This is a genomic window from Pedococcus sp. P2_E2 (genome assembly GCF_056403955.1).
Genome location: NZ_JBFUEM010000002.1, coordinates 273,596 through 295,064, shown reverse-complemented (window position 1 = coordinate 295,064; position 21,469 = coordinate 273,596). Strand labels below are relative to the sequence as shown.

Sequence of the window (21,469 nt, the reverse complement as noted above, 5' to 3'; positions counted from 1 at the left end):
AGCATCACCCATGCCGGCGACTAATTGAAGGGGCAACCCCGGTCACAGGTCGTCAGGGGTGTCGACGTCGTGCCCCGAGGCGAGGTGACCGACCTCGACGACCGCGTGGGGGTGGGTGGCGAGGTATTCGCGGGCGCCGTGGTCGCCGGTGGCACTGTCGGCGATCGGGCTCCAGTGGTCGCGCCCGATCACCACCGGGTGCCCGGGCGCTCCTCGGTATGCCGCGCGCGCCAGGACGCTCGGCGCGTCACCTGCGGCGGTGAGCACCGTCGCGACGACGTCGGCGCCCACGTCGGGGAGGTCGACGAGCAGGACGCAGGCCACCTCGGCCTCCGTCGTGCGGAGGCCGTCGATGCCGCGGCGCAGCGACGCGCTCTGGCCCTGTGCCCAGTCGGCGGCCTCGACGACCAGGTCCGCTCCCGCCGCGGTCGCCAGTGCTGCCGCGCGCTCGCCCTCCGCGCCCACCACGACGACGACCGGCGCGCAGCCTCCGTCGCGCAGCACCCGAACGCCCCGCTCGACGAACGTGCCACCGGTGGGGTCCCCGAGCACCGCCTTGGGGGTGCCCATGCGGCGGCCTCCCCCGGCAGCGAGGAGCAGCCCTGCGGGTTTCACCCGGCCAGACTGCCACGGGACCGCACCGGAGCGCCGGAGGGCGCGGGCGCACGTCAGACGGGGGGCTCGGCCTGGCGGACGTCCTCGACGTAGCGGTGACCGACGGAGAGTCGCTCCGCGACGGTCTCGACCCAGCGTGGCGGCTGCTCCCCGATCCCCCTCGCGGCGAGACCGGCGGTCAGGTCGGCCTGCACGTCGAGCGGGTCGCGGCCCTCCGCACCAGGGGCGAGTGCGTCGATCACCTCCTGGATCACCGACTGCACGACCCGGTGGCGGTCGACGTCACCCTCGTCCATCGACGCGAGGTCACGGTTCTGCTCACTCATCGTTCCTCCTGCGGTTAGAGGGGGTGTTCACCCGTCTCGTACCCACAGCCGGGTCGCGGCATGCGTCAGGCCGGTCAGCTGCTGCGCGCCAGCCCTGCCTCGATCGCGGCGATGATGCGGGGCCGCAGCTCGTGCGGGTCGATGACGGCGTCGACCGATCCGACGCTGACCGCGCGGTGGATGCTGTGCACGCTGTCGAACTCCGAGGCGACCTCGCCGAGCTTCTCGCTGCGCACCGCGGTGCGCAGCTCGGCGAGCTCGGTGGACAGTCGGGCGCGCTCGGCGCCCCATGCCTCGCCGAGCCGTGCCTCGAGGTCCTTGACCCGCGGGTCCGCGGCGGTCCGGGCGTCGACGTCGCGGGAGAACACGACCGCCGCTGCGGGCGCCCCGCCGATGACCGAGGCGAACGACCCCTCGACGGCCAGGACGGTCATGTTCGGGTTGAGCGCCTTGGAGAACACGACGAACGCCCCACCGTGGTAGCGGCTCACGACGCAGAACACGATCGGACCCTCGAAGTTGACGATGGCCCGGCCGATCTCCGCGCCGTACTCGAGCTGCAGGCTGCGCATCGACTCGGGCGACCCGTCGAAGCCGGACAGGTTGGCGAGCACGACGACGGGACGGTTGCCGCTCGCGGCGTTGATCGCCCGCGCGGTCTTCTTGGACGAGCGCGGGAAGAGGGTGCCCGCGGTGTAGGTGTCGGGTCCGTCGGTGGGCGGGAAGCCCCGTCGCGCAACGGTTTTGGACTCGATGCCGATGAGGCAGACGGGAATCCCGCCAAGGTGGGCGTCCTGCACGACCGAGGTCTCTGCGTCGGCCATGCCGGCCCAGCGCTCGAGCGTCGCGTGGTCCTGGTCGGCCACCGCCGCCATCAGGATGCGGATGTCGAAGGCCTTCTTGCGGTCCGGGTTCGTGGCCGCCGAGAAGATGTCGCCCACCGTCGTGAAGCCGGAGTCCGGCATGACGTGCGGGTATGCCGTGACGTCGCGGGCGACGTCGTCGCTGGACTTCGCGCGACGCGGCCCGGCCTCACCCGGGTGCACGTAGGTGTGGTCGTAGTGGGCCATCAGGACGCCGTAGGCGCCGGCGAGGTCGCGCGCCCAGTACTGCGCCTGGCCGTTCGGCCCCATGACCCGGTCGTAGCCGCCGATGCCGAAGTTGTCCTCGGCCGACACCCCGCCGGAGAAGTCGAGCGACTGCTTGCCGGTCAGCACCATGGCGCTGTCCGGGGTCATCACCAGGATGCCCTTGGTGTGCATGAGCATCGTCGCCTCGGCGTTCCAGTAGGGCTGGGCGCCGACGTTGATCCCGGCGACGACGATGTTGATCTCGCCACCGTCCTGGGTGAACTCGATGATCCGCTTGAGGGCCTTGGCGACCCAGTCCATGTTCTCCGTGCCGGAGTCCATCGAGATCCTGGCGCCGGCGGACAGGGCGAACCACTCGACCGGCACCTCCATCCGCTCGGCCAGGTCGAGGGCCGCGATGACACGCGCGCACTCGGCCTCGGAGACTGCACCGAGGGCCTTGAGCGGGTCGCCGCAGAGCAGCACCCGGGTCATTCCCTCGGGATAGCGCTCGGTGGGCGTGGTGATGACACCCGCGATGATGCCCGCCTTGTTGAGGCCGTAGGGCCGGTCGACGGGGACGAGCACTCCGGCGTCGTCCAGGTCGTACTCGGTGGCGGTCCCACCGGGTCCGGCGATCATGGCCTGCAGCTCGTAGGGGTAGACGACCCCACGACGACGGGCACGCACGACCTTCTGCGCGTAGTCGTCCAGCGGCTTGAGGCGGGTGGTCGGCGGCTCCTCGACGGAGGTCACGACGCCCGACCCGGGCTGGTAGTGGAACCGTGCCGCGAGAGGCGCGCTGGCACCGTCGGGCGTCGCGATCCGGCCCTGGACCAGGACCTCCTCGATGCCTGCACCGGCGGTCAACGGGGCGATCCGGGCCTGGAGGGCGGTCAGCTGGTTGAGGTCCGCCTCGATGGGTGGCCAGATATGGACCCACACGTGGTTCATGTCGAGCCGGGCACCGGCCGCTCCACGAGCCGACCGCGCCCGGCGGATGGCCTCGAGGCAGTTGGCGATGGCGCGCTCCGCGTGGGGCAGGGCCGTCACCCGGCCCTGCTCGTCGCGGACGACCACGAGCTGACGGACCTGTGCCAGCGCGACGAGGCGCTGGTCGGCCTCGTTGCCCGGGGCGGTGCACAGGTAGAGCAGGACGTCCTCGGGGGCTTCGAGACGGGTCACGTCGAAGTCGCGAAGCCGCCAGAGGTTGAGGCGCCGCCCGACCATGGGGTGCACCCCGCGCACGAGCCGGTCCTCAACCATGGCGCCCTCGCCGTCGGGACGGAAGGTGAAGTACGCCACCGGTCGTCCGGCACCGGGGCAGACGGCGACGGCCACGCGGCGCACCCGCTGCGCGAACGGCATACCGGCGAGGAGGTGACCCAGGCGGTCGGAGGCGTCCTCGGGCGACTCCGGCTCGTCGGGCCACGACAGGTAGAGGTCGACCACGCCGTCGGAGCCCGCGGCGCTCTCGTCGAGCTGGGCCGACACGGCCTCGGCGAGCTCGCCGTCAGCCGTGAGCTCGTCGACCCGGCCGACACTGGTGACCAGGTGCGTGGGCCGACCGTCGAGCGTGTAGTCGGCGATCGCGAAAGGCCTTGTGCCAACTGAGATCTCGCGCAGGGCGGTCAGGTCGTGGTCGCGGTAGTGACGCTTGATGAGGACGGCCAGCATCGGCTCGCGCCGAGGCACGCCCCGGTCCAGCCGCTCCGCGAGGAACTGCACGATCTGCTCGGGGATGGCGGCGAGGGCGTCGATCCGACGGGCGCGCTCCTCGCTCTCGGGCATTGCCTCCAGGGCGGTCAGCTCGTCGCTGACGCCACCGAGGATGCTGGCCCGGTCGGCGTCGACCAGGGGCTGGTCGAACCAGCGGAACCGCACGCTGCGGGCGAGGTCGCCCACGACCGGGAAGCGCAGCTGGGTCGCGACGACGAGCCGGTCGAGGACCTCTCGGGCGGCACTGTCGAGAGGGGCTTCGGGACAGGGCTCGACCATCCAGCGCTGCAGCAGTGACGTCGCGAGCGCGACATCAGGGGCTGACCGCTGCTGCGAGAGGAAGACCCGGAAGACCGCCTGCTCCAGCTCGGCGGTGCGGTCCAGGCTGTCGATGCCGTAGTGCCGCACGACGTTCGACAGCTTGGCGCGGAACTGCTCGGGCAGCGCCCCGCGGTCGGGGTCGAGGCTCTGGAGGTAGGTGTGGAAGTGCTCGCGGGGGCTGTGCACCCGGTTCTCGACATGGGTCTCCTCGCCGGCCGGCCGGTTGCGGCTCAGCTCGGCGAAGTCGGCGAACACCTCGAGCACGGCGACCTCGGCACAGACCTGCGAGACACCCTGCGCGGTCAGCTCGTCGCGGGCGGCGAGGTAGGTCGCCAGGGTGCTGCCCTCGTCGCGCTGGTCGAGGTCGTAACCGAGGAGCATCGCGGCCAGGGCGGATCGGGCGTGATCCGCGGAGGCGGCAGCACCGTCGCCCGTGGTGGAGTCTTCGGGCAGGTCGAGGTCCACGGCCTCGTCGGCGTCGCCGGCGTCGGCCGCCTCGTCAGCGTCACCCACCGGTTCCAGCCGGACCAGGGGCGTGCCGGTCTCGACCTGGCTGCCCGCCGACACCAGGAGCTCCTTGACCCGGCCGGCGAACGGCGCGGGCAGGACGGTCTCCATCTTCATCGACTCGAGCACGAGCACCGGCGCGCCTGCCGCGACCTCGGCGCCGACGGCGACAGGGGTGGCGACGACCAGGGCCGGAGCCGGCGAGCGCAGCACGCCGCCCTCGTCCCGGCTGACGCGGTGCGTGACCCCGTCGACCTCCACGAGCTGGACCGGGCCATGGGTGGCGGTGATGAGTCGATGCGTGCGCCCGGAGATCGTGAGGCGGCTGGTGTACTCGTCGAGACGGTCGAGGTCGGCATCGACGGTCTGCTCGACGACGCCGGCGGCGAGGGCCACACGGAACTTGTGCGGCCCGATCCGCCACACCGTGACCTTGTATGCCGTGCCCCTCAGCTTGAGGTCGATGGCACGACCGGTGCGGTGCTGCACCTGGGGTCGTCCACCCCGAGACGTCTCGAGCAGGCGAGTGCGCTCGACCTCCTCCTCGTCCTCGTAGCCCTCGATACCCGCGGCGACGAGGGCCACGCCGGAGTGGCGGTGCGAGACCAGCCGGCCCTCGGCGCGGACCCGGTCGATCCATCCCGTGTCGGCGCTGCCGTCGATGATCTCGGGCTGGTCGAGCAGGTCGAGGATGAAGCTCTTGTTGGTCGACCCCCCCTCGATGACGACAGTGGTCTCGCCCATGGCGCGACGCAACCGGGCCAACGCCTCGTCACGGTCACGCCCGACCGCGATGATCTTGGCGATCATCGAGTCGAAGTCGGCGGGGATCGAGTCCCCTTCTCCCACACCGGTGTCCACCCGGATGCCGGGGCCGCTGGGGAGCTGCAGCAGGGCGATCCGACCCGGCGACGGGGCGAAGTCACGGTCGGGGTCCTCGGCGTTGAGGCGCGCCTCCACGGCGTGGCCCTCTTCGCGCGGGCGCTCCCCCTCGAGCCGGCCGCCGGCGGCTACGTGGATCTGGAGCTTGACCAGGTCGGTGTCGGTGGTGACCTCGGTGATCGGGTGCTCGACCTGGAGGCGGGTGTTGACCTCGAGGAAGGCGAAGGACCTGTCACCCGGGTGGTAGAGGAACTCGACGGTGCCGGCCCCGGCATACCCCACGGCGACGGCGAGGCGCTCGGCACTGGCCTTCACCTCTGCCACCTGCTCGGGGGCGAGGACGGGCGACGCGGACTCCTCGATGACCTTCTGGTTGCGTCGCTGCACAGAGCAGTCGCGGACGCCGATGGCCCAGGCGGTGCCCTGCCCGTCGGCGATGACCTGCACCTCGACGTGGCGGGCGCCGGTCACCAGCCGTTCGAGGAACACGACGCCGGAGCCGAACGCGCGCTGGGCCTCGTCGCGCGTGCGCTCGTAGGCGTCGGTGAGGTCAGCGTCGGAGGCGACCATCCGGATGCCCCGTCCGCCACCGCCGGCGGTCGCCTTGAGCATGAGGGGGTAGCCGATCCGGGCGGCCGCCGCCTTCGCGTCCTCGAGGGTGTCGACCCCGCCGCCGCTCCACGGGGCCACCGGGACGCCGACCTCCTCGGCGATGATCTTGGAGCCGATCTTGTCGCCGAGCTTGCGCATCGCCTCGGGACTCGGGCCGATGAAGGTGACGCCGATCCGGGCGCAGACCTCGGCGAAGTTCGGGTCCTCGGCGACGAAGCCCCAGCCGACCCAGGCGGCATCCGCTCGGGTCTCGGCCAGCGCCTTCTCGAGGACGGCGTAGTCGAGGTAGGGGCGGTTGGCCGCCGGTCCGAGGTTGTAGGCGTGGTCGGCCTCGCGGACGAACATGGCCCGCTTCTCGCCCTCGGTGTGCAGGGCGATGGTCTCGATGCGGTGCCCGTCAGCCCCCGCCTGCGCGTTGAGGTCGCGCACCGCGTGGATGAGCCGCATGGCGGCCTCGCCGCGGTTGACGATGGCGATGCGCGAGAACATCGGGTGGGCCTCCCAGCGACGACGGACTGCGGAACGGTGCCGAGCCTGCCACCGATCACGGGTGACGCGCGAGTAATGCGATGCCTAGGCACGCGGCATACCGTGGTTGCCACCTGCTTGCTTGCCAACACCCGACGGCACCTGAGACACTATTACAGACCGTTCGGTCAGTTATTGGCCTCACCGCGGAGGGTTGCATGACGGACACCACCACTGCCCCGGCCACGCCGGGTGGCGAGGCCGACCTCCTGGCCGGGTTCGAGGCGACGATCAGCCACAACGACCGCATCGAACCCCGCGACTGGATGCCTGAGGGCTACCGCAAGACGCTCATCCGCCAGGTCGCCCAGCACGCGCACTCCGAGATCATCGGCATGCAGCCGGAGGGCAACTGGATCGGCCGCGCGCCCTCGCTGCGCCGCAAGGCGATCCTGCTCGCCAAGGTCCAGGACGAGGCCGGCCACGGGCTCTACCTCTACTCGGCTTGCGAGACGCTCGGCGTCAGCCGCGGCCAGCTCACCGAGATGCTCATCGAGGGCCGCCAGAAGTACTCCTCGATCTTCAACTACCCGACCCTGTCCTACGCCGACGTCGGCACCATCGGGTGGCTCGTCGACGGCGCCGCGATCTGCAACCAGGTGCCCCTGTGCCGGACGTCGTTCGGGCCCTATGGCCGCGCGATGATCCGCATCTGCAAGGAGGAGTCCTTCCACCAGCGGCAGGGCTTCGAGCTGCTCATGACGATGATGCGCGGCACCGACGAACAACGCGCGATGGTGCAGGAGTCAGTCAACCGGTTCTGGTGGCCGGCGTTGATGATGTTCGGGCCGCCCGACGACGAGTCCCCCAACTCGGCACAGTCGATGGCGTGGGGCATCAAGCGCAACACCAACGACGACCTGCGCCAGCGGTTCGTCGACATGTCCGTGCCGCAGGCGAAGGTGCTCGGCGTGACCTTCCCCGACCCCGAGCTGCGCTGGAACGAAGAGCGCCAGGCCCACGACTTCGGCCGGCCGGACTGGGACGAGTTCATGCAGGTCGTCAAGGGCAACGGCCCGTGCAACACCCAGCGGATCGCCCACCGACGGGCCGCGCACGAGGACGGCGCCTGGGTCCGCGAGGCAGCGACCGCGTATGCCGCGCAGCAGCTTTTCGAGGAAGGCACGGCATGAGCGACGCACTGTCCCCCGACGAGCGGGTGCGCGCCGAGTGGCCGCTGTACGAGGTCTTCGTCCGCGGGAAGCGCGGACTGAACCACGTCCACGTCGGCTCGCTGCACGCGGCCGACGACCAGATGGCACTGCGGCACGCCCGCGACGTCTACACCCGTCGCAACGAGGGTGTGAGCATCTGGGTCGTGAAGTCGCAGGACATCGCCGCCTCGAGCCCCGACGAGAAGGACCCGATGTTCGCTCCGAGCGGCGACAAGGTCTACCGGCACCCGACGTTCTACGAGATCCCCGACAACGTCCCCCACATGTGAGCTGCTGACCCATGCCTGACCACAACGTGTCGCACGAGAGCGCGCTGCCCGACGGGCTCGATGCCCTCCAGTCGGTGGCCGACGACGTCGTCCACCAGCCGTCCCACCCGGCGCCCGACCCCAACGACGCTCACGGGTCGGTCTACGACGGTCTCCTCGGGGGCGACCCGTCGCACTGGGCGTTCGGCACCGACTTCGAGGACCCGCTCGCCGGGGTCGACACGACGATGCCCGACGGCGTGGAGGCCGCGGACCTCGGTGCCTACTGCGTGATGCTCGCCGACGATGCGCTGATCGCCTCGCAGCGGCTCTCCGAGTGGTGCAGCCGCGCGCCCGACCTCGAGGACGACATCGCGCTGTCCAACATCGCGCTCGACCTGCTCGGCCAGGCCCGGCTGCTCCTCGCCCGCGCGGCCGCGGCCGACCCCTCGCTCGTGCCCACGCTGCCCGAGGGCTCGCCCGTCCCGCCCGAGGACGCCCTGGCCTTCTTCCGCGACGCGGGGCAGTTCCGCAACGTGCGCCTCGTCGAGCTCGACAACGGCGACTTCGCCGTGACGATCGTCAAGCTGCTGCTGCACTCCAGCGTTCGCATCCAGATCTTCGAGCAGCTCGTCGAGAGCCGCGACCACGTGCTGGCAGCGGTCGCGGCCAAGGGGGTCAAGGAGCTGACCTACCACCGCGACTACGCCGGGCGCTGGTTCCTCACGCTCGCCCGCGGCACGCAGGAGTCCCGGCGGCGACTCGAGGACGCCCTCGACGCGGTGTCGCCGCTGCACGCAGAGCTGTTCCGGACGCACGACGTCGAGGCGCGGATAGCTGCCGCGGGCGTCGGCGTCGACCCGGCGACGGTCGCCGACGACGTGGCCGTCGTCCTCGCGCAGGTGTTCGCCCTCAGCGGCATCGAGCAGCCGACCAGGGCGCCGCTCGCAGCGGTCCAGGGCCGTCAGGGGCGCGACGGCATGCACACGGAGGCCCTGAGCCGGATCGTCGGCGAGATGCAGGTCGTCGCCCGAGCCCACCCGATGGGTCAGTGGTGACCATGACATCGACCACCCAGACCTCTCGGCGGTTCGACCTGGACGCGCCCGGCGATCCCGGCGCGTCTGCATCGAACCGGGAGCTGCGGAAGCGCGCGCACGCCGTGGCCCGGACCGTGACCGACCCCGAGATGCCGATGCTGACCCTCGATGACCTCGGGGTACTGCGCTCCGTCGAGGTGTCGGACACCGGAGCCGTGACAGTGGCGATCACGCCGACCTACACCGGGTGCCCCGCGATGGCCACCATGCGTGACGACCTCGTCCGCGTGCTCCGTGAGTCCGGCTTTGCGGACGTGACGATCCGGGTGTCCCTCTCCCCCGCCTGGTCGAGCGACTGGATCACCGATCGTGGCCGGCAGGCGCTCGTCGACCACGGCCTGTCAGCCCCCGGCCCCGTGCCGGCCCGCTCTGGACCGATCGCCTTGTCCCTCAAGCCGATCCGACGCGCGCTCCACTGCCCCCAGTGCGGATCCGGCGCCGTCGAGCTGACCTCCGAGTTCGGGCCGACGGCCTGCAAGGCGCTGTACCGGTGCTCGACCTGCCTCGAGCCGTTCGAGCACGTGAAGGAGATCTGAGTGACCGCCGCCACCGGCTCGTTGCTGCTCCCGAAGACCAAGCGCACCGCGCCCACCTTCCACACCCTGACCGTCCACTCCGTCGAGCAGCTGACTGACGATGCCGTGGCGGTGAGCTTCGACGTCCCGGCCGAGCTTGCCGCGGCATACGACTTCGTCGCGGGGCAGTCGCTGACGCTGCGGCGCACCATCGACGGGCAGGAGCACCGCCGCACCTACTCGATCTGCGCCGCCGTCGGCGAGCGCCCGCGCATCGGCGTGCGCGAGATCCCCGACGGGCTCTTCTCGCGCTGGCTGGTCCGCGAGGTGCGGCCAGGGACCGAGATCGAGGTGCAGACGCCGTCGGGGAGCTTCCGGGCCGACCCTGCCACCGGCGGACGTCACCTGTGCATCGCTGCCGGTTCGGGCATCACGCCGATGCTGTCGATCGCCAGCACCATGCTGAGCAACCCGGCGGCCGAGGTCACCCTGATCTACGGCAACCGCACCACCGGCTCGGTGATGTTCGCCGAGGAGCTCGCCGACCTCAAGAACCGTTACGGCGCAAGGCTTCAGCTCATCCACGTGCTCTCCCGCGAACCCCGCGACGTCGAGCTGTTCTCCGGCCGCATCGACGCCGACCGGCTGCGCAGGCTGCTCGCCGTGCTGGTGCCGGTGGACGACATCGACGATGTGTGGCTCTGCGGGCCGTTCGCCATGATCGGTGCCGCCCGCGAGGTGCTCGCCGAGGTCGGCGTCGCCGAGGACCGCGTGCACTTCGAGCTCTTCTACGTCGACGAGCCCCCACCGGAGCTCCACCGTGCCGTCGCCGTCGTCGAGGGAGAGACCAGCGACGTCACCGTCGTGCTCGACGGGCTCAGCTCGACCACGCCGATGCCACGGGGCCAGTCGATCCTCGACGCCGCCCAGGCCTCCCGCACCGACCTGCCATTCGCCTGCAAGGGCGGCGTCTGCGGCACCTGTCGGGCCCTGGTCCGCGAGGGCGACGTCGACATGCGGCGCAACTACGCCCTGGAGGAGGCAGAGGTCGCCGAGGGCTTCGTCCTCACGTGCCAGTCCTACCCTGTCAGCGACACCGTGACCGTCGACTTCGACGCCTGACCGTCCCCCCAGAACCAAGGAGCAGAGCGTGACCGAAGCCTTCATCGTGGACGGCGTGCGCACCCCCATCGGCCGGTATGCCGGTGGGCTGGCTTCCGTGCGCGCCGACGACCTCGCGGCCCTCGTGGTCCGCGAAGCCGTCACGCGCGCCGGTGTCGACCCGGAGCTCATCGACGAGGTGGTGTTCGGCGCGGCCAACCAGGCCGGTGAGGACAACCGCAACGTCGCACGGATGGCGGTCCTGCTCGCGGGGCTCCCCCAGTCGGTGCCGGGCTTCACCGTCAACCGGCTCTGCGCCTCGGGCCTGACCGCCATCGCCACTGCGCGCCAGATGATCGCCGCGGGCGACGCCGACCTCGTGGTGGCCGGCGGCGTCGAGTCGATGACCCGGGCACCTTGGGTCACCGAGAAACCCACGAAGGCGTTCGCCCGACCCGGCGCGACCTTCGACACCTCGATCGGGTGGCGGTTCACCAACCCGCGCTTCGACGCCGACACGACGTTGACCATGCCGCAGACCGCCGAACGCGTTGCGCAGCAGTGGAACCTGACGCGTGAGGAGCTCGACGCCTTTGCCCTTCGGTCGCACGAGCGTGCGCTCGACGCGATCAAGAACGGCCGCTTCGAGGCCGAGACCGTCGCCGTGCCACTGCGTGACGGCGAGTTCACGACCGACGAGGGACCTCGGGCCGACACGAGCCTCGAGCGCCTCGCCGCCCTTCGCCCCTTGCACGGTCCCCACGGGCTGGTGACGGCCGGAAACTCCAGTGGCCTCAACGACGGTGCAGCCGCGGTGGTGGTGGCGAGCGAGCGGTTCATCGCCGAGCACGGCCTCACCCCGCGAGCGCGGATCGTCGCTGCCGCGAGCGCCGGAGTGGCTCCCGAGATCATGGGCATCGGCCCCGTCCCCGCGACGCGCAAGGCCCTGAACCGCGCTGGCTGGACCGTCGAGGACCTCGAGGCCGTCGAGCTCAACGAGGCCTTCGCCTCCCAGTCCCTCGCCTGCATCCGCGACCTCGGGCTGCACGAGGACCTGGTCAACGCCGACGGCGGCGCGATCGCCCTCGGCCACCCGCTCGGCTGCTCCGGCACCCGCATCGTCGTCACCCTGCTGGGCAGGCTCGAGCGGGCGAACGCCCGGCGAGGCCTGGCCACCATGTGCGTCGGCGTCGGCCAGGGCAGCGCCCTGCTCCTCGAGCGCCCATGACGAGCCACGAAGGCTCGCTGCCGACGCGTGTCGGCGTCTACGGCGGCGGCCGCATGGGCGCCGGGATCGCGCACACCTTCCTCGCGGCGGGCTGCACGGTCGTGGTCGTCGAGAGCGACGAGCCGACGGCCCAGGCCGCGCGGGAGCGGGTCGTCACCAGTCTGGGCAAGGCCGCCGAACGTGGCCTGCTCGCTGACGTCGACGCAGCCGCGGCGCGCCTCACCACCACCAGCGACACCGCTCACCTCGGCGACGTCGAGCTGGTCGTCGAGGCAGTCCCGGAGGACGCCGCCCTCAAGCTGGCCGTCTTCCAGCGGGTCGAGCGGGTCGCACCCGAAGCGGTCCTGGCCACCAACACCAGCTCGCTGTCGATCGGCACCATCGCCTCGGGGCTGCGGGCGCCGGAGCGGTTCATCGGCCTGCACTTCTTCAACCCCGTCCCCGCCAGCGACCTGGTCGAGGTCGTGGTGGGTGAGCACACGGCATACGCCCTCGTGGAGCAGGCTCGCGGCTGGGTGGCGGCGCTGGGCAAGACGGCGATCACGGTCAAGGACTCACCGGGCTTCGCGAGCAGTCGGCTCGGGGTGGCCATCGCGCTCGAGGCGATGCGGATGGTGCAGGAGGGCGTGGCGTCCGCCGAGGACATCGACACCGCGATGACGCTGGGTTACCGGCACCCCGTCGGACCGCTCAAGACCACCGACATCGTCGGCCTCGACGTCCGGCTGGCCATCGCCGAGCACCTGGCGCGCGAGCTCGGGCCCCGGTTCGAACCTCCTCAGCTGCTGCGCGACAAGGTGGCGGCGGGCGAGCTGGGTCGCAAGAGCGGGCGCGGCTTCTACGTCTGGTGAGGCGGCCTGATTGCCAGGCCGTCGAAGGCGATGGTCGTGATCGCCTCGGACAGCTGTGCCCCATCGACCCCGCCACCAGCGCGGTGCCACTCGACGAGCGAGTTCACCATGCCGAAGAGCAGCCGGCTGACCAGCGCCGGAGCCACGTCGGTGCGCAGCGAACCCTCGTCGATGGCTTCCTTGACCAGCGCCGCAAGGCGCGCGTCGATCTCGCGGCGGCGGCCGAGCGCGGCAAGCTCCACCTCGCTGTTGCCGCGCACCCGCAGCAGGAGCGTGACGGCCGGCTGGTGCTCGACCAGCACCTCGACGCTCTTGTGCACCGCCTGACGCAGCCGTTCGTATGCCGTGCGGCCCGCAGCGTCGCTGCTCGCCTCCTCGATCACCTGGGTGAGCCCGTCCAGGGCCTCGTCGAGGGCGAGGGACAGCAGGTGGGTCTTGCTCGGGACGTGGTGGTAGATGGCGGACTTGGTAAAGCCGAGCTCGCGGGCGAGATCACCCATGCTGGTGCCGTCGTAGCCCTGCTCGTTGAAGAGCTCGATCGCGCGGCGCAGCACCGTCGCCTGGTCGTAGCCCGGACGACCCCGGCGGGGGGTCACCGGCGCGGTGTCGCTCACGCTGGTCAGACTCTCACAGGGTCGCCGCTCAGCCGACCACCTTGTCGAGGAACGCGTTGCCGAACTTGCCCTCGGGGTCGGCGCCGGCCCGCAGCTGCCGGAAGTCATCCCAGCGCGGGTAGAGCGCAGCAAGGTCGTCGGCGGTCGCCACGAAGCACTTGCCCCAGTGCGGCCGAGCACCCAACGGCAGCAGGGCGGCCTCGATGGCCGGCAGCACGGCATACACCCGTTCTTCGTCGAGCTGCCAGGTGAAGTGGAACCCCACCGTCGGCCGCCCGTAGGAGCTGCTGAGCCACAGGTCGTCGGCGGCAACGGTGCGGATCTCGACACTCTGCAGGACCGGGGCGAGCACTGGCTGGAGTCGCCGCAGGGCTGCCAGGGTGTCCAACGCCGCAGACCTGTCGACGAGGTACTCGCTCTGCAGCTCCTCACCCCGGCTGGGGGTGAACTCGCGGCGGAAGTGTGGCAGGCGGTCAAGCCATGCGCCGGCCACGCCGCTCTGGTCGGTGACGGAGTCGGTCGGGGCGCCGTCGAGCATGTGCAGCGGCTCCGTGGCCCGCGGCGACCCCAACAGGTCGCCGGGGGCCTGGGCCGACCGGCTCTTGCACCAGACCTGGAGGACACCGCGATCGTCCAGTCGGGTGAACAGGCTGACGCTGTCGGCGGCGCTCGTGATGGCGTCGAGCTCGGATTCGACCACGTGCCAAGGCATCTCGGTGTAGACGTCCTGGCGCATCGAGTAGCTGGGTTCGACGTCGAGCGTCAGCCGGGTGACGATGCCCAGGGCGCCGAGGGCCACGACACTGCCCTCGAAGCCGGCGTCGCCGCGCGCGACCGTCCGCAGCTCGCCGTCGGGACCTACCAGCTCGACGGCCGCCACCGCGGCGGCCAGCGAGCTGAGCTCGTCGCCAGAGCCGTGGGTGCCCGTCGCGACGGCCCCCGCAACGCTGATGTGCGGCAACGACGCGAGGTTGCCCAGCGCCCAGCCGCGCGCCTCGATGGCAGCGGCCACGGTGCCGTAGTCCTGGGCCGCGCAGACGGTGGCGGTGCCGGCTGCCTCGTCGACCTCCAGCACCTGCGGCAGGTGCGAGAGCTCCACGAGGATGCCGTCGGTGTCGGTCAGCCCGGTGAACGAGTGCCGCGACCCCAGGGCCCGGATCCGCGCAGCCCCGGCCACCAGGTCCTGGAGCTCCGCGACGCTGGTTGGTCGCGCTACCCGCTGCGCCCCGTAGGTGATGTTGCCCGCCCAGTTCCGCTCGACCATGGCACCAGTCTGGCGCGGCGGGGCCGTTCGCATCCCGGCGGGCCGCTGGCGGAACCATGGACCAGACTCAGGGCATGTCGGTCTTCTCAGCCTCCAAGCGGTCCACTGCCGTCGTGCCCCATCCCCGGGACGCCGTGTGGGCCGTCCTGACCGATGCGAAGCTGGTGGCGAAGCTGACGCCGATGGTCCGCTCGATCGAGGACCACGGCGAGACCTGGCTGTGGAAGCTCGCTCCCATCGAGGTCCTCGGCAAGAGCGTCGGGCTCTCCTTCACCGAGCGCATGGAGTTCACGCCCGAGGAGCGGATCAGCTACACCCATGCGCCCAAGGGCGACGAGCGCGCCGGCGTCAAGGGTGTGTACGTCCTGGCCGACAGCGGCGAGGGCACCCGGCTGTCCATCGAGCTCGGCGTCGACGTCGACCTGCCCTTCCCGAGGCTGGCCAAGCCGGCCGTCCAGGCCTCGATGCAGGCAGTGATCGCGGCGATGGGAGTCGGGTTCGCGCACAACCTCGAGCGACAGCTCAAGCTGCGGCGCTCCTGAGTCAGCCGGCCACCGAGCCGACCCAGGTCGCGTCCGAGGTCAGCGGTCCGATGACGTCACGCTCCCGGTCTGGCACTGCCGCGTCCGGCACAGCGAGCGCGCGGTCGAGGGCGTCGGCCACGGGGGTGAGCGAGTGCCCCCTGGGCATCAGCTGCACCACGAAGTCCTGCCGTCCGCAGACCATGTCGTGGTGCAGGCTCTCGACGAGCGACTGCACGGTCGAAGCCGGGGCCCGGGTCAGGATCGGTGCAAGCCTGGACACCAGGCCGGTCGGCAGCCCGGGCACGCTCACCTGGACCCGCCGCAGACCGGCGCGGTCGGCGTAGAGCCGCAGCAACGCGGCATACGCCATCCGCTCCCCGCTGCCGAGGTCGAAGGCGCGGCTGCGCGGCGGGGCGGAGAGCGCGCCGACGAGGGCGATGAGGACATCGGTGACCGCCACGGGTTCGACCTGGCTGTCCATCCATCTCGGCAGCACCTGGACAGGCAGGCGCTCGCTCATCTGGCGCATGATCTCGAACGACGTGGAACCGCTGCCGACGATCATCGCCGCACGGAGCGCCAGGGTCGGCACCCCCGAGTCGGTGAGCACCTGCTCGACCTCGAGCCGGGACCTCAGGTGTGGCGACAGCTCGCGGTCCGGCACGTCCGGGACCAGTCCCCCGAGGTAGACGATGCGCTCCAGGCCCGCGCGGACGGCGGCGTGCGCCGCGTTGTAGGCGCCCTCGCGGTCACTGGTGGCGAAGTCGTCACCGCCGAGCCCGTGGACGAGGTAGTACAGCGCCTGGGCACCTTTGCACGCCGCCCGCACGGAGGACCGGTCGAGGACGTCCACCTCGACGACGTCGACCTCGTCCGACCACCAGAAGCGACCCGCCGACGAGGCATCAGTGAAGGTCGCCGTGACCGCGTGGCCCTGCGCGAGGAGCGCCGGCACCAGCCGACTGCCGACATAACCGCCCGCGCCGATGACCACGACTCGCACCAGCGACCCCCGGTTTCGGAACGGCTAAGGACGGCTAAGGACGGCTCTGACTGGGCCGCCGACGGCGTCCCATGGTTCGGCGGTCGCGCTAGACGATGACGCTCATCAGCATGACCAGGGCGAAGCCTACGACGGAGATCACGGTCTCCATCACCGACCACGACTTGATGGTCTCTCCAACCGTCAGGCCGAAGTACTCCTTGACCAGCCAGAAGCCTGCGTCGTTGACGTGGCTGAAGAAGAGGGAGCCGCAGCCGATCGCCAGGACGAGCAGCGCGAGGTGGTTCGCGCTCAGGCTCGCGCCCAGCGGTCCGACGATGCCCGCCGCGGTGATGGTGGCCACCGTCGCGGAGCCGGTGCCCAGCCTGATGAGGACGGCGACCAGCCAGCCGAGCAGGAGGACCGAGATGTTGACGCCTTCTGCCCAGTTCTTGATGACGTCGCCGACGCCGGCGTCCACAAGGGTCTGCTTGAAGCCACCGCCGGCGGCGACGATGAGGATGATCCCGGCGATGCCGGGCAGGCTCGCACCGAAGGAGTCGCTGACCTGGGAACGGTTCATGCCGGTGGCCAGGCCGAGGGCGAAGTAGCAGAAGATCACGGCGATGAGCAGGGCGACGACTGGGGTGCCCAGGAAGTCGGTCACCTTCCGGAAGCCGGACTCCTCGTCGGTGACCACGAGCTTGGCGATCGCGTCGATGAGCATCAGCAGGACGGGCAGGGTGATGGCGATCAGGGCGGAGGAGAACGGCACCTGACGGCGCCCCGGCTGCGTCGCGGCTGCATCATCACGAACCTCGGCCGCTCGCTCCGACGGCGCCTCGGCCCCGCCCGCGCTGGGACTCCCCGCGCCGACATACGCAAGATCGGTGGCGTGCTTGGGCACCCAGTTGTGCACGAAGCGCGCCAGCACCGGACCGGCGATCACGACGGTGGGGATCGCGATGATGATGCCGAACAGCAGCGTCAGGCTCAGGTCGGCCTTGAGGAGTCCGATCGCCGTCAGTGGCCCCGGGTGCGGCGGCACGAGCCCGTGCAGCACGGACAGGCCGGCCAGCGCCGGAATGCCCACGTGCATGAGCGACAGGCCGGTGCGTCGGGCGACCATGACCACCACCGGGACCAGGAGGACGACGCCGACCTCGAAGAAGAGCGGCAGGCCGAGGATGGCCGCGATGGCGGCCATCATCCACGGCAGCCCGTTGCGCCCGACCCGGGCGATCATGGTGGTGACGATCTTGTTCGCGCCTCCGGAGTCCTCGAGCATCTTGCCGATCATCGCGCCCAGCGCGATGAGCACGCCGACGGAGCCCGTGGTGTTGCCGAAGCCCTTGATGAAGCTCGCGACGATGTCCGCCGGGGGCATGGTGGCGATGGCGCCGAGCACCGCCGACCCGAGCATCAGCGAGAGGAACGGGTGGAGCTTTGCCACGGTGATGAGGAGCACCACCGCCAGGATGCCCACGACGCACGCGACGACGAGCACGCCGTCACCGGCATACGGCTCGTCTGCCGCCGCGAGGGAGATGGTTCCGGACAGGGCATGCTGCAAGGACGCGGTCATTGGTGTTCCTTCCTGAGGCCCAGGGCAGACAGCGCGCGGTCCAGGACCACGGCAGCCGTCCCCTCATTGGTGATGGCGACCCCGGGCTCGTCGGGCTGCAACGGCTCGAGCGTGGCAAGCTGGCTGGGCAGCAACGAAGCGGGCATGTAGTGGCCCGGGCGGTGTTCCATCCGGTCCCGGATGACATCCGTGTGCGCCGTGACATGGAGGAACCGCACATGCGGCCGGTCCTTGCACAGCACGTCGCGGTAGGCGCGTCTCAGCGCCGAGCAGGTGATGACCGCGGACTCCCCGGCCTGTTCCTTGGAGCTGATCCAGGCCCCGATCGCTTCGAGCCACGGCCAGCGGTCCTCGTCGGTCAGCGGATCCCCGGCCCGCATCTTGGCGACGTTGGCGTCCGAGTGGAAGGCATCTCCCTCAGCGAACTCCCAACCGGTGACGGTCGAAATCCCTTTCGCCACAGTCGACTTGCCCGAACCCGACACGCCCATGACCACCACGTGGTCGGGTGTCGTCGCTCCGGTCGGCGCAGGATCGCCCATGCCGCGACTGTAGCCCCGAGGATGTCGGCGGGCATCCGCAAGCGCCTGTCCGGCTCAGGGCAAAGCCGTGGACGTCCTCAGGAACGCACGTCAGCGACGAGGAGTACCTCGCCTGACGGGCGAGGTACTCCTCGAAACCTGGCTACCCGGTCACCCGGCCAGCGCGCTACCCGGTCGAGGGTTGGGCGCTCTGCGCGGCTCCGCGCTCCGCGATGCCGGTGTGCGAGCGACTGGCGTTGCGGAAGCCGGCGGCCTCCTCCCCCTCGGCCACGGGAGTCGAGGGACCGGTGCCCCCGGTGGGGCCGCTCGGACCGTCGCCTCCTCGACCACGCTGCACACCCCTGAGGATCATCCCGATGAAGCTCGACTTGCCCTGGCTCTTGGAGTACACGTCGAACGCCACGGCGCCGAGGAGCACGAGGCCCTTGATGATCTGGACGAAGTTGCTGTCCACACTCATGTTGGCCAGGCCCAGGTTGAGCACGCCCATGACGAGGCCACCGATCATCGACCCCGTCACGGTGCCGACGCCGCCGGCCACCGCCGCGCCGCCGACGAAGACGGCCGCGATCGCGTCGAGCTCGAAGTTGACGCCGTCCTTGGGGTTCGCGGCGTTGAGGTATGCCGTGAACACCATGCCCGCGACCGCGGCCAGGAAGCCCATGTTGACCATGACGAACAGGTCGATGCGTCGCGTGTCCACGCCGGAGAGGCGAGCCGCGTTGGAGTTCCCACCGACCGCGTAGATGTGACGACCGAGAACGGTTCGCTGGGTGATGAACGTGTAGAGGACGACGAGGCCACCGAGGATCAGGCCGACGACCGGCACTCCCTTGTGGGACGCCAGCAGGAGGCCGAAGCCGAGCAGCAGCCCGCAGATGACGACGAGCTTGATCACGCTCAGGGTCAGCCGGGGCACGTCCATGCCGTAGCGGCGAAGGTCGGACCGGCGCCGCAGCTCGAGGTAGACGATCACGGCGACGGCCAGCAGCGTCAGGACGAGCGTGGGGTTGTGGTAGCCGGTCACCGGCCCCACCTCGGGCAGGTAGCCGTTGGCGATCTTCTGGAAGCTCTCCGGCACCGGGATGGACTCGGCGTTGAGGATCATCAGGTCCAGGCCGCGGAAGAGCAACATGCCGGCCAGGGTCACGATGAAGGCGGGGATGCCCACGTAGGCGACCCAGAAGCCCTGCCAGATCCCGACCAGGATGCCCAGCGCCAGTCCGAGGAGGATGGCGGCCGGCCAGGGCAGGTCGAGCTTGGCCATCGACAGAGCCACGGTGGCACCGACGAAGGCGCTCACCGAGCCGACCGACAGGTCGATGTGGCCGGCGATGATCACCATGACCATGCCGATGGCGAGGATGAGGATGTAGCCGTTCTGCACCAGCAGCGACGTGACGTTGCGAGGCTGGAGGAACAGGCCGTCGGTGAGCACCTGGAACATGAGCACCASCAGCAGCAGCGCGATCATCATCCCGTACTGGCGGATGTTGCCGCTGAGGGCCTTGCGCATCTCGCTCACCAGTGACTGGGTGGGCGGCGGCGCGGGGGCCGTGGGCGCGGGGGCGATGTCGGTCGCCATGTCAGTCTGCCTTTCGCTGGGTCATGTAACGCATGAGGATTTCCTGGTCTGCTTGGGCGCGGGGGACGTCGGCCGTGATGACACCGGCGCTGAGCGTGTAGATGCGGTCGCACAGCCCGAGCAGCTCGGGCAGCTCGGAGGAGATCACGAGCACGCCGCGTCCGCTGTCGGCGAGGCGGTTGATGATCTCGTAGATCTCGTACTTGGCGCCGACGTCGATGCCCCGGGTGGGCTCGTCGAGGATGAGCACGTCCGGCTCGGTGAACATCCACTTGCCGAGGACGACCTTCTGCTGGTTGCCGCCGGACAGCTTGGCGACACCCTCCTCGATGCTCGGGGTCTTGATGTTCATGCTCTTGCGGTAGCGCTCTGCGGCGAGGACCTCCTCGCGCTCGTCGACGACGCCACGCCGCCGGATCTTCCGGAGCCCGGCAGCCGTGATGGACACCTTGATCGTGTCCAGCAGGTTCAGGCCCAGGCTCTTGCGGTCCTCGGTGACGTAGGCCAGCCCGGCGTCGATCGCCTTCTGGACGGTGTTCGCCTTGAGCGACCGGCCGTCCTTGACCAGCTGGCCGCCGACCTTGTGGCCGTAGGACTCACCGAAGACGCTGCGGGCCAGCTCGGTGCGACCTGCGCCCATCAGACCCGCGAGGCCGACGATCTCGCCCCGGCGGATGCTGAGGTTGGCGTTCTTGACGACGAGCCGGGAGGCGTCATGGGGGTGGCCGACGGTCCAGTCCCGGATCTCCAGGAGCACCTCACCGATTGTCGGCTCGTGCGGGGGGAACCGGTGGTCCAGGTCGCGGCCGACCATGCCGCGGATGATCCGGTCCTCGTTCACCTCACCCTTGGTGATGTCCAGCGTCTCGATGGTGCGGCCGTCCCGGATGATCGTGATCGAGTCGGACACCTCCTCGATCTCGCCCAGCTTGTGGCTGATCATGATCGAGGTGATGCCCTTGGCCTTGAGGCCCAGGAGGAGGTCCAGGAGGTGTCGGCTGTCGGTGTCGTTGAGGGCGGCCGTCGGCTCGTCGAGGATCAGCAGCTTGACGTCCTTGGCCAGCGCCTTGGCGATCTCGACGAGCTGCTGCTTGCCGATGCCGATGTTCTTGACCTGGCTGTTCGGGTCCTCGTCCAGGCCCACCCGGGCGAGCAGGTCGAGGGCACGCTGTCGCGCGACCGGCCAGTTGATGACGCCTGCCTTGCCCTGCTCGTTGCCGAGGAAGAGGTTCTCCACGATCGACAGCTCCGGGATGAGCGCGAGCTCCTGGTGGATGATGACGATGCCCGCGGACTCGCTGTCGCGAATCCCCTTGAACTGCATCTCGCTGCCCTCGAAGACGATGTCGCCGAGGTAGGTGCCGTGCGGGTAGACACCGGAGAGGACCTTCATGAGGGTCGACTTCCCGGCACCGTTCTCACCACAGATGCTGTGGATCTCGCCGCGCTGCACCGACAGGTTCACGTCCGAGAGCGCCTTGACGCCCGGGAACTCCTTGGTGATGTCGCGCATCGTGAGGATCGGGGTGGACATCCGCTCAGCCTCCGTGGGTCTTCTGGGTCCCGTTGGGTTTC

18 protein-coding genes are annotated in these 21,469 nt (G+C 70.4%); 8 read left to right on the top strand and 10 right to left on the bottom strand.

Features of this window, described 5'->3' with window-relative positions:
• Positions 1–42: 42 nt before the first annotated feature.
• The 3 genes from AC1DWR_RS06920 to AC1DWR_RS06910 form a co-directional block, all read right to left on the bottom strand.
• Entirely contained in the window at positions 43–615 is a 573-nt protein-coding gene (locus AC1DWR_RS06920) for a nucleotidyltransferase family protein (RefSeq protein WP_477624049.1), read from the bottom strand.
• A gap of 53 nt (positions 616–668) precedes the next feature.
• Positions 669–941: a hypothetical protein gene (locus AC1DWR_RS06915; protein WP_477613565.1), complete on the bottom strand. Its 273-nt coding sequence runs from the start codon at positions 939–941 to the stop codon at positions 669–671.
• A 74-nt stretch (positions 942–1,015) separates the two neighbouring features.
• Positions 1,016–6,541 (bottom strand): ATP-binding protein, encoded by a 5,526-nt coding sequence (locus AC1DWR_RS06910; protein ID WP_477624048.1) that lies wholly within the window; start codon positions 6,539–6,541, stop codon positions 1,016–1,018.
• 197 nt (positions 6,542–6,738) lie between these two features.
• Between AC1DWR_RS06910 and paaA the strand changes: the two genes are divergently transcribed.
• The 7 genes from paaA to AC1DWR_RS06875 are packed head-to-tail and all read left to right on the top strand — an operon-like array spanning position 6,739 to position 12,798.
• Positions 6,739–7,713, top strand: a complete 975-nt coding sequence (gene paaA, locus AC1DWR_RS06905; protein WP_477624047.1) for a 1,2-phenylacetyl-CoA epoxidase subunit PaaA — start codon at positions 6,739–6,741, stop codon at positions 7,711–7,713.
• Positions 7,710–8,024 carry a 1,2-phenylacetyl-CoA epoxidase subunit PaaB gene (gene paaB, locus AC1DWR_RS06900; RefSeq protein ID WP_477613568.1) on the top strand — a complete coding sequence of 105 codons (315 nt, stop codon included), beginning with the start codon at positions 7,710–7,712 and terminating at the stop codon, positions 8,022–8,024. The genes paaA and paaB overlap by 4 nt, the downstream gene beginning before the upstream one ends.
• An 11-nt stretch (positions 8,025–8,035) precedes the next feature.
• Positions 8,036–9,061 (top strand): 1,2-phenylacetyl-CoA epoxidase subunit PaaC, encoded by a 1,026-nt coding sequence (gene paaC / locus AC1DWR_RS06895; RefSeq protein WP_477624046.1) that lies wholly within the window; start codon positions 8,036–8,038, stop codon positions 9,059–9,061.
• Positions 9,062–9,063: 2 nt separating this feature from the next.
• Positions 9,064–9,639, top strand: coding sequence for a 1,2-phenylacetyl-CoA epoxidase subunit PaaD (paaD, locus tag AC1DWR_RS06890; protein WP_477624045.1), 576 nt, complete (start codon positions 9,064–9,066; stop codon positions 9,637–9,639).
• A complete protein-coding gene (gene paaE, locus AC1DWR_RS06885; protein ID WP_477624044.1) occupies positions 9,640–10,740 on the top strand; it encodes a 1,2-phenylacetyl-CoA epoxidase subunit PaaE in 1,101 nt (366 codons plus the stop codon).
• A 28-nt stretch (positions 10,741–10,768) separates the two neighbouring features.
• Positions 10,769–11,947 (top strand): thiolase family protein, encoded by a 1,179-nt coding sequence (locus AC1DWR_RS06880; protein WP_477613572.1) that lies wholly within the window; start codon positions 10,769–10,771, stop codon positions 11,945–11,947.
• Positions 11,944–12,798 (top strand): 3-hydroxyacyl-CoA dehydrogenase family protein, encoded by an 855-nt coding sequence (locus AC1DWR_RS06875; RefSeq protein WP_477624042.1) that lies wholly within the window; start codon positions 11,944–11,946, stop codon positions 12,796–12,798. The genes AC1DWR_RS06880 and AC1DWR_RS06875 overlap by 4 nt, the downstream gene beginning before the upstream one ends.
• Here the strand turns inward: AC1DWR_RS06875 and AC1DWR_RS06870 are convergent.
• Both AC1DWR_RS06870 and AC1DWR_RS06865 read right to left on the bottom strand, forming a co-directional pair.
• Positions 12,786–13,412, bottom strand: coding sequence for a TetR/AcrR family transcriptional regulator (locus AC1DWR_RS06870; protein WP_477624041.1), 627 nt, complete (start codon positions 13,410–13,412; stop codon positions 12,786–12,788). The genes AC1DWR_RS06875 and AC1DWR_RS06870 overlap by 13 nt on opposite strands.
• 28 nt (positions 13,413–13,440) lie before the next feature.
• Complete coding sequence (locus AC1DWR_RS06865; protein ID WP_477624040.1) at positions 13,441–14,676, bottom strand: D-arabinono-1,4-lactone oxidase; 1,236 nt, start codon at positions 14,674–14,676, stop codon at positions 13,441–13,443.
• A gap of 74 nt (positions 14,677–14,750) precedes the next feature.
• Here AC1DWR_RS06865 and AC1DWR_RS06860 point away from each other — a divergent pair, with 74 nt between their 5' ends.
• Complete coding sequence (locus AC1DWR_RS06860) at positions 14,751–15,218, top strand: SRPBCC family protein (protein WP_477624039.1); 468 nt, start codon at positions 14,751–14,753, stop codon at positions 15,216–15,218.
• A 1-nt stretch (position 15,219) separates the two neighbouring features.
• Here the strand turns inward: AC1DWR_RS06860 and AC1DWR_RS06855 are convergent, their stop codons facing one another.
• The 5 genes from AC1DWR_RS06855 to mmsA form a co-directional block, all read right to left on the bottom strand.
• A complete protein-coding gene (locus tag AC1DWR_RS06855) occupies positions 15,220–16,203 on the bottom strand; it encodes an NAD(P)H-binding protein (protein ID WP_477624038.1) in 984 nt (327 codons plus the stop codon).
• An 88-nt stretch (positions 16,204–16,291) separates the two neighbouring features.
• A complete protein-coding gene (locus AC1DWR_RS06850; protein ID WP_477624037.1) occupies positions 16,292–17,767 on the bottom strand; it encodes a GntT/GntP/DsdX family permease in 1,476 nt (491 codons plus the stop codon).
• On the bottom strand, positions 17,764–18,309 hold the full coding sequence (locus tag AC1DWR_RS06845; RefSeq protein ID WP_477613579.1) for a gluconokinase: 546 nt from the start codon (positions 18,307–18,309) through the stop codon (positions 17,764–17,766). Before AC1DWR_RS06845 ends, AC1DWR_RS06850 begins: the two co-directional genes overlap by 4 nt.
• A 166-nt stretch (positions 18,310–18,475) precedes the next feature.
• On the bottom strand, positions 18,476–19,894 hold the full coding sequence (gene mmsB, locus AC1DWR_RS06840; protein WP_477624036.1) for a multiple monosaccharide ABC transporter permease: 1,419 nt from the start codon (positions 19,892–19,894) through the stop codon (positions 18,476–18,478).
• Between the two features lies 1 nt (position 19,895).
• On the bottom strand, positions 19,896–21,428 hold the full coding sequence (mmsA, locus tag AC1DWR_RS06835; RefSeq protein ID WP_477624035.1) for a multiple monosaccharide ABC transporter ATP-binding protein: 1,533 nt from the start codon (positions 21,426–21,428) through the stop codon (positions 19,896–19,898).
• Positions 21,429–21,469 lie beyond the last annotated feature (41 nt).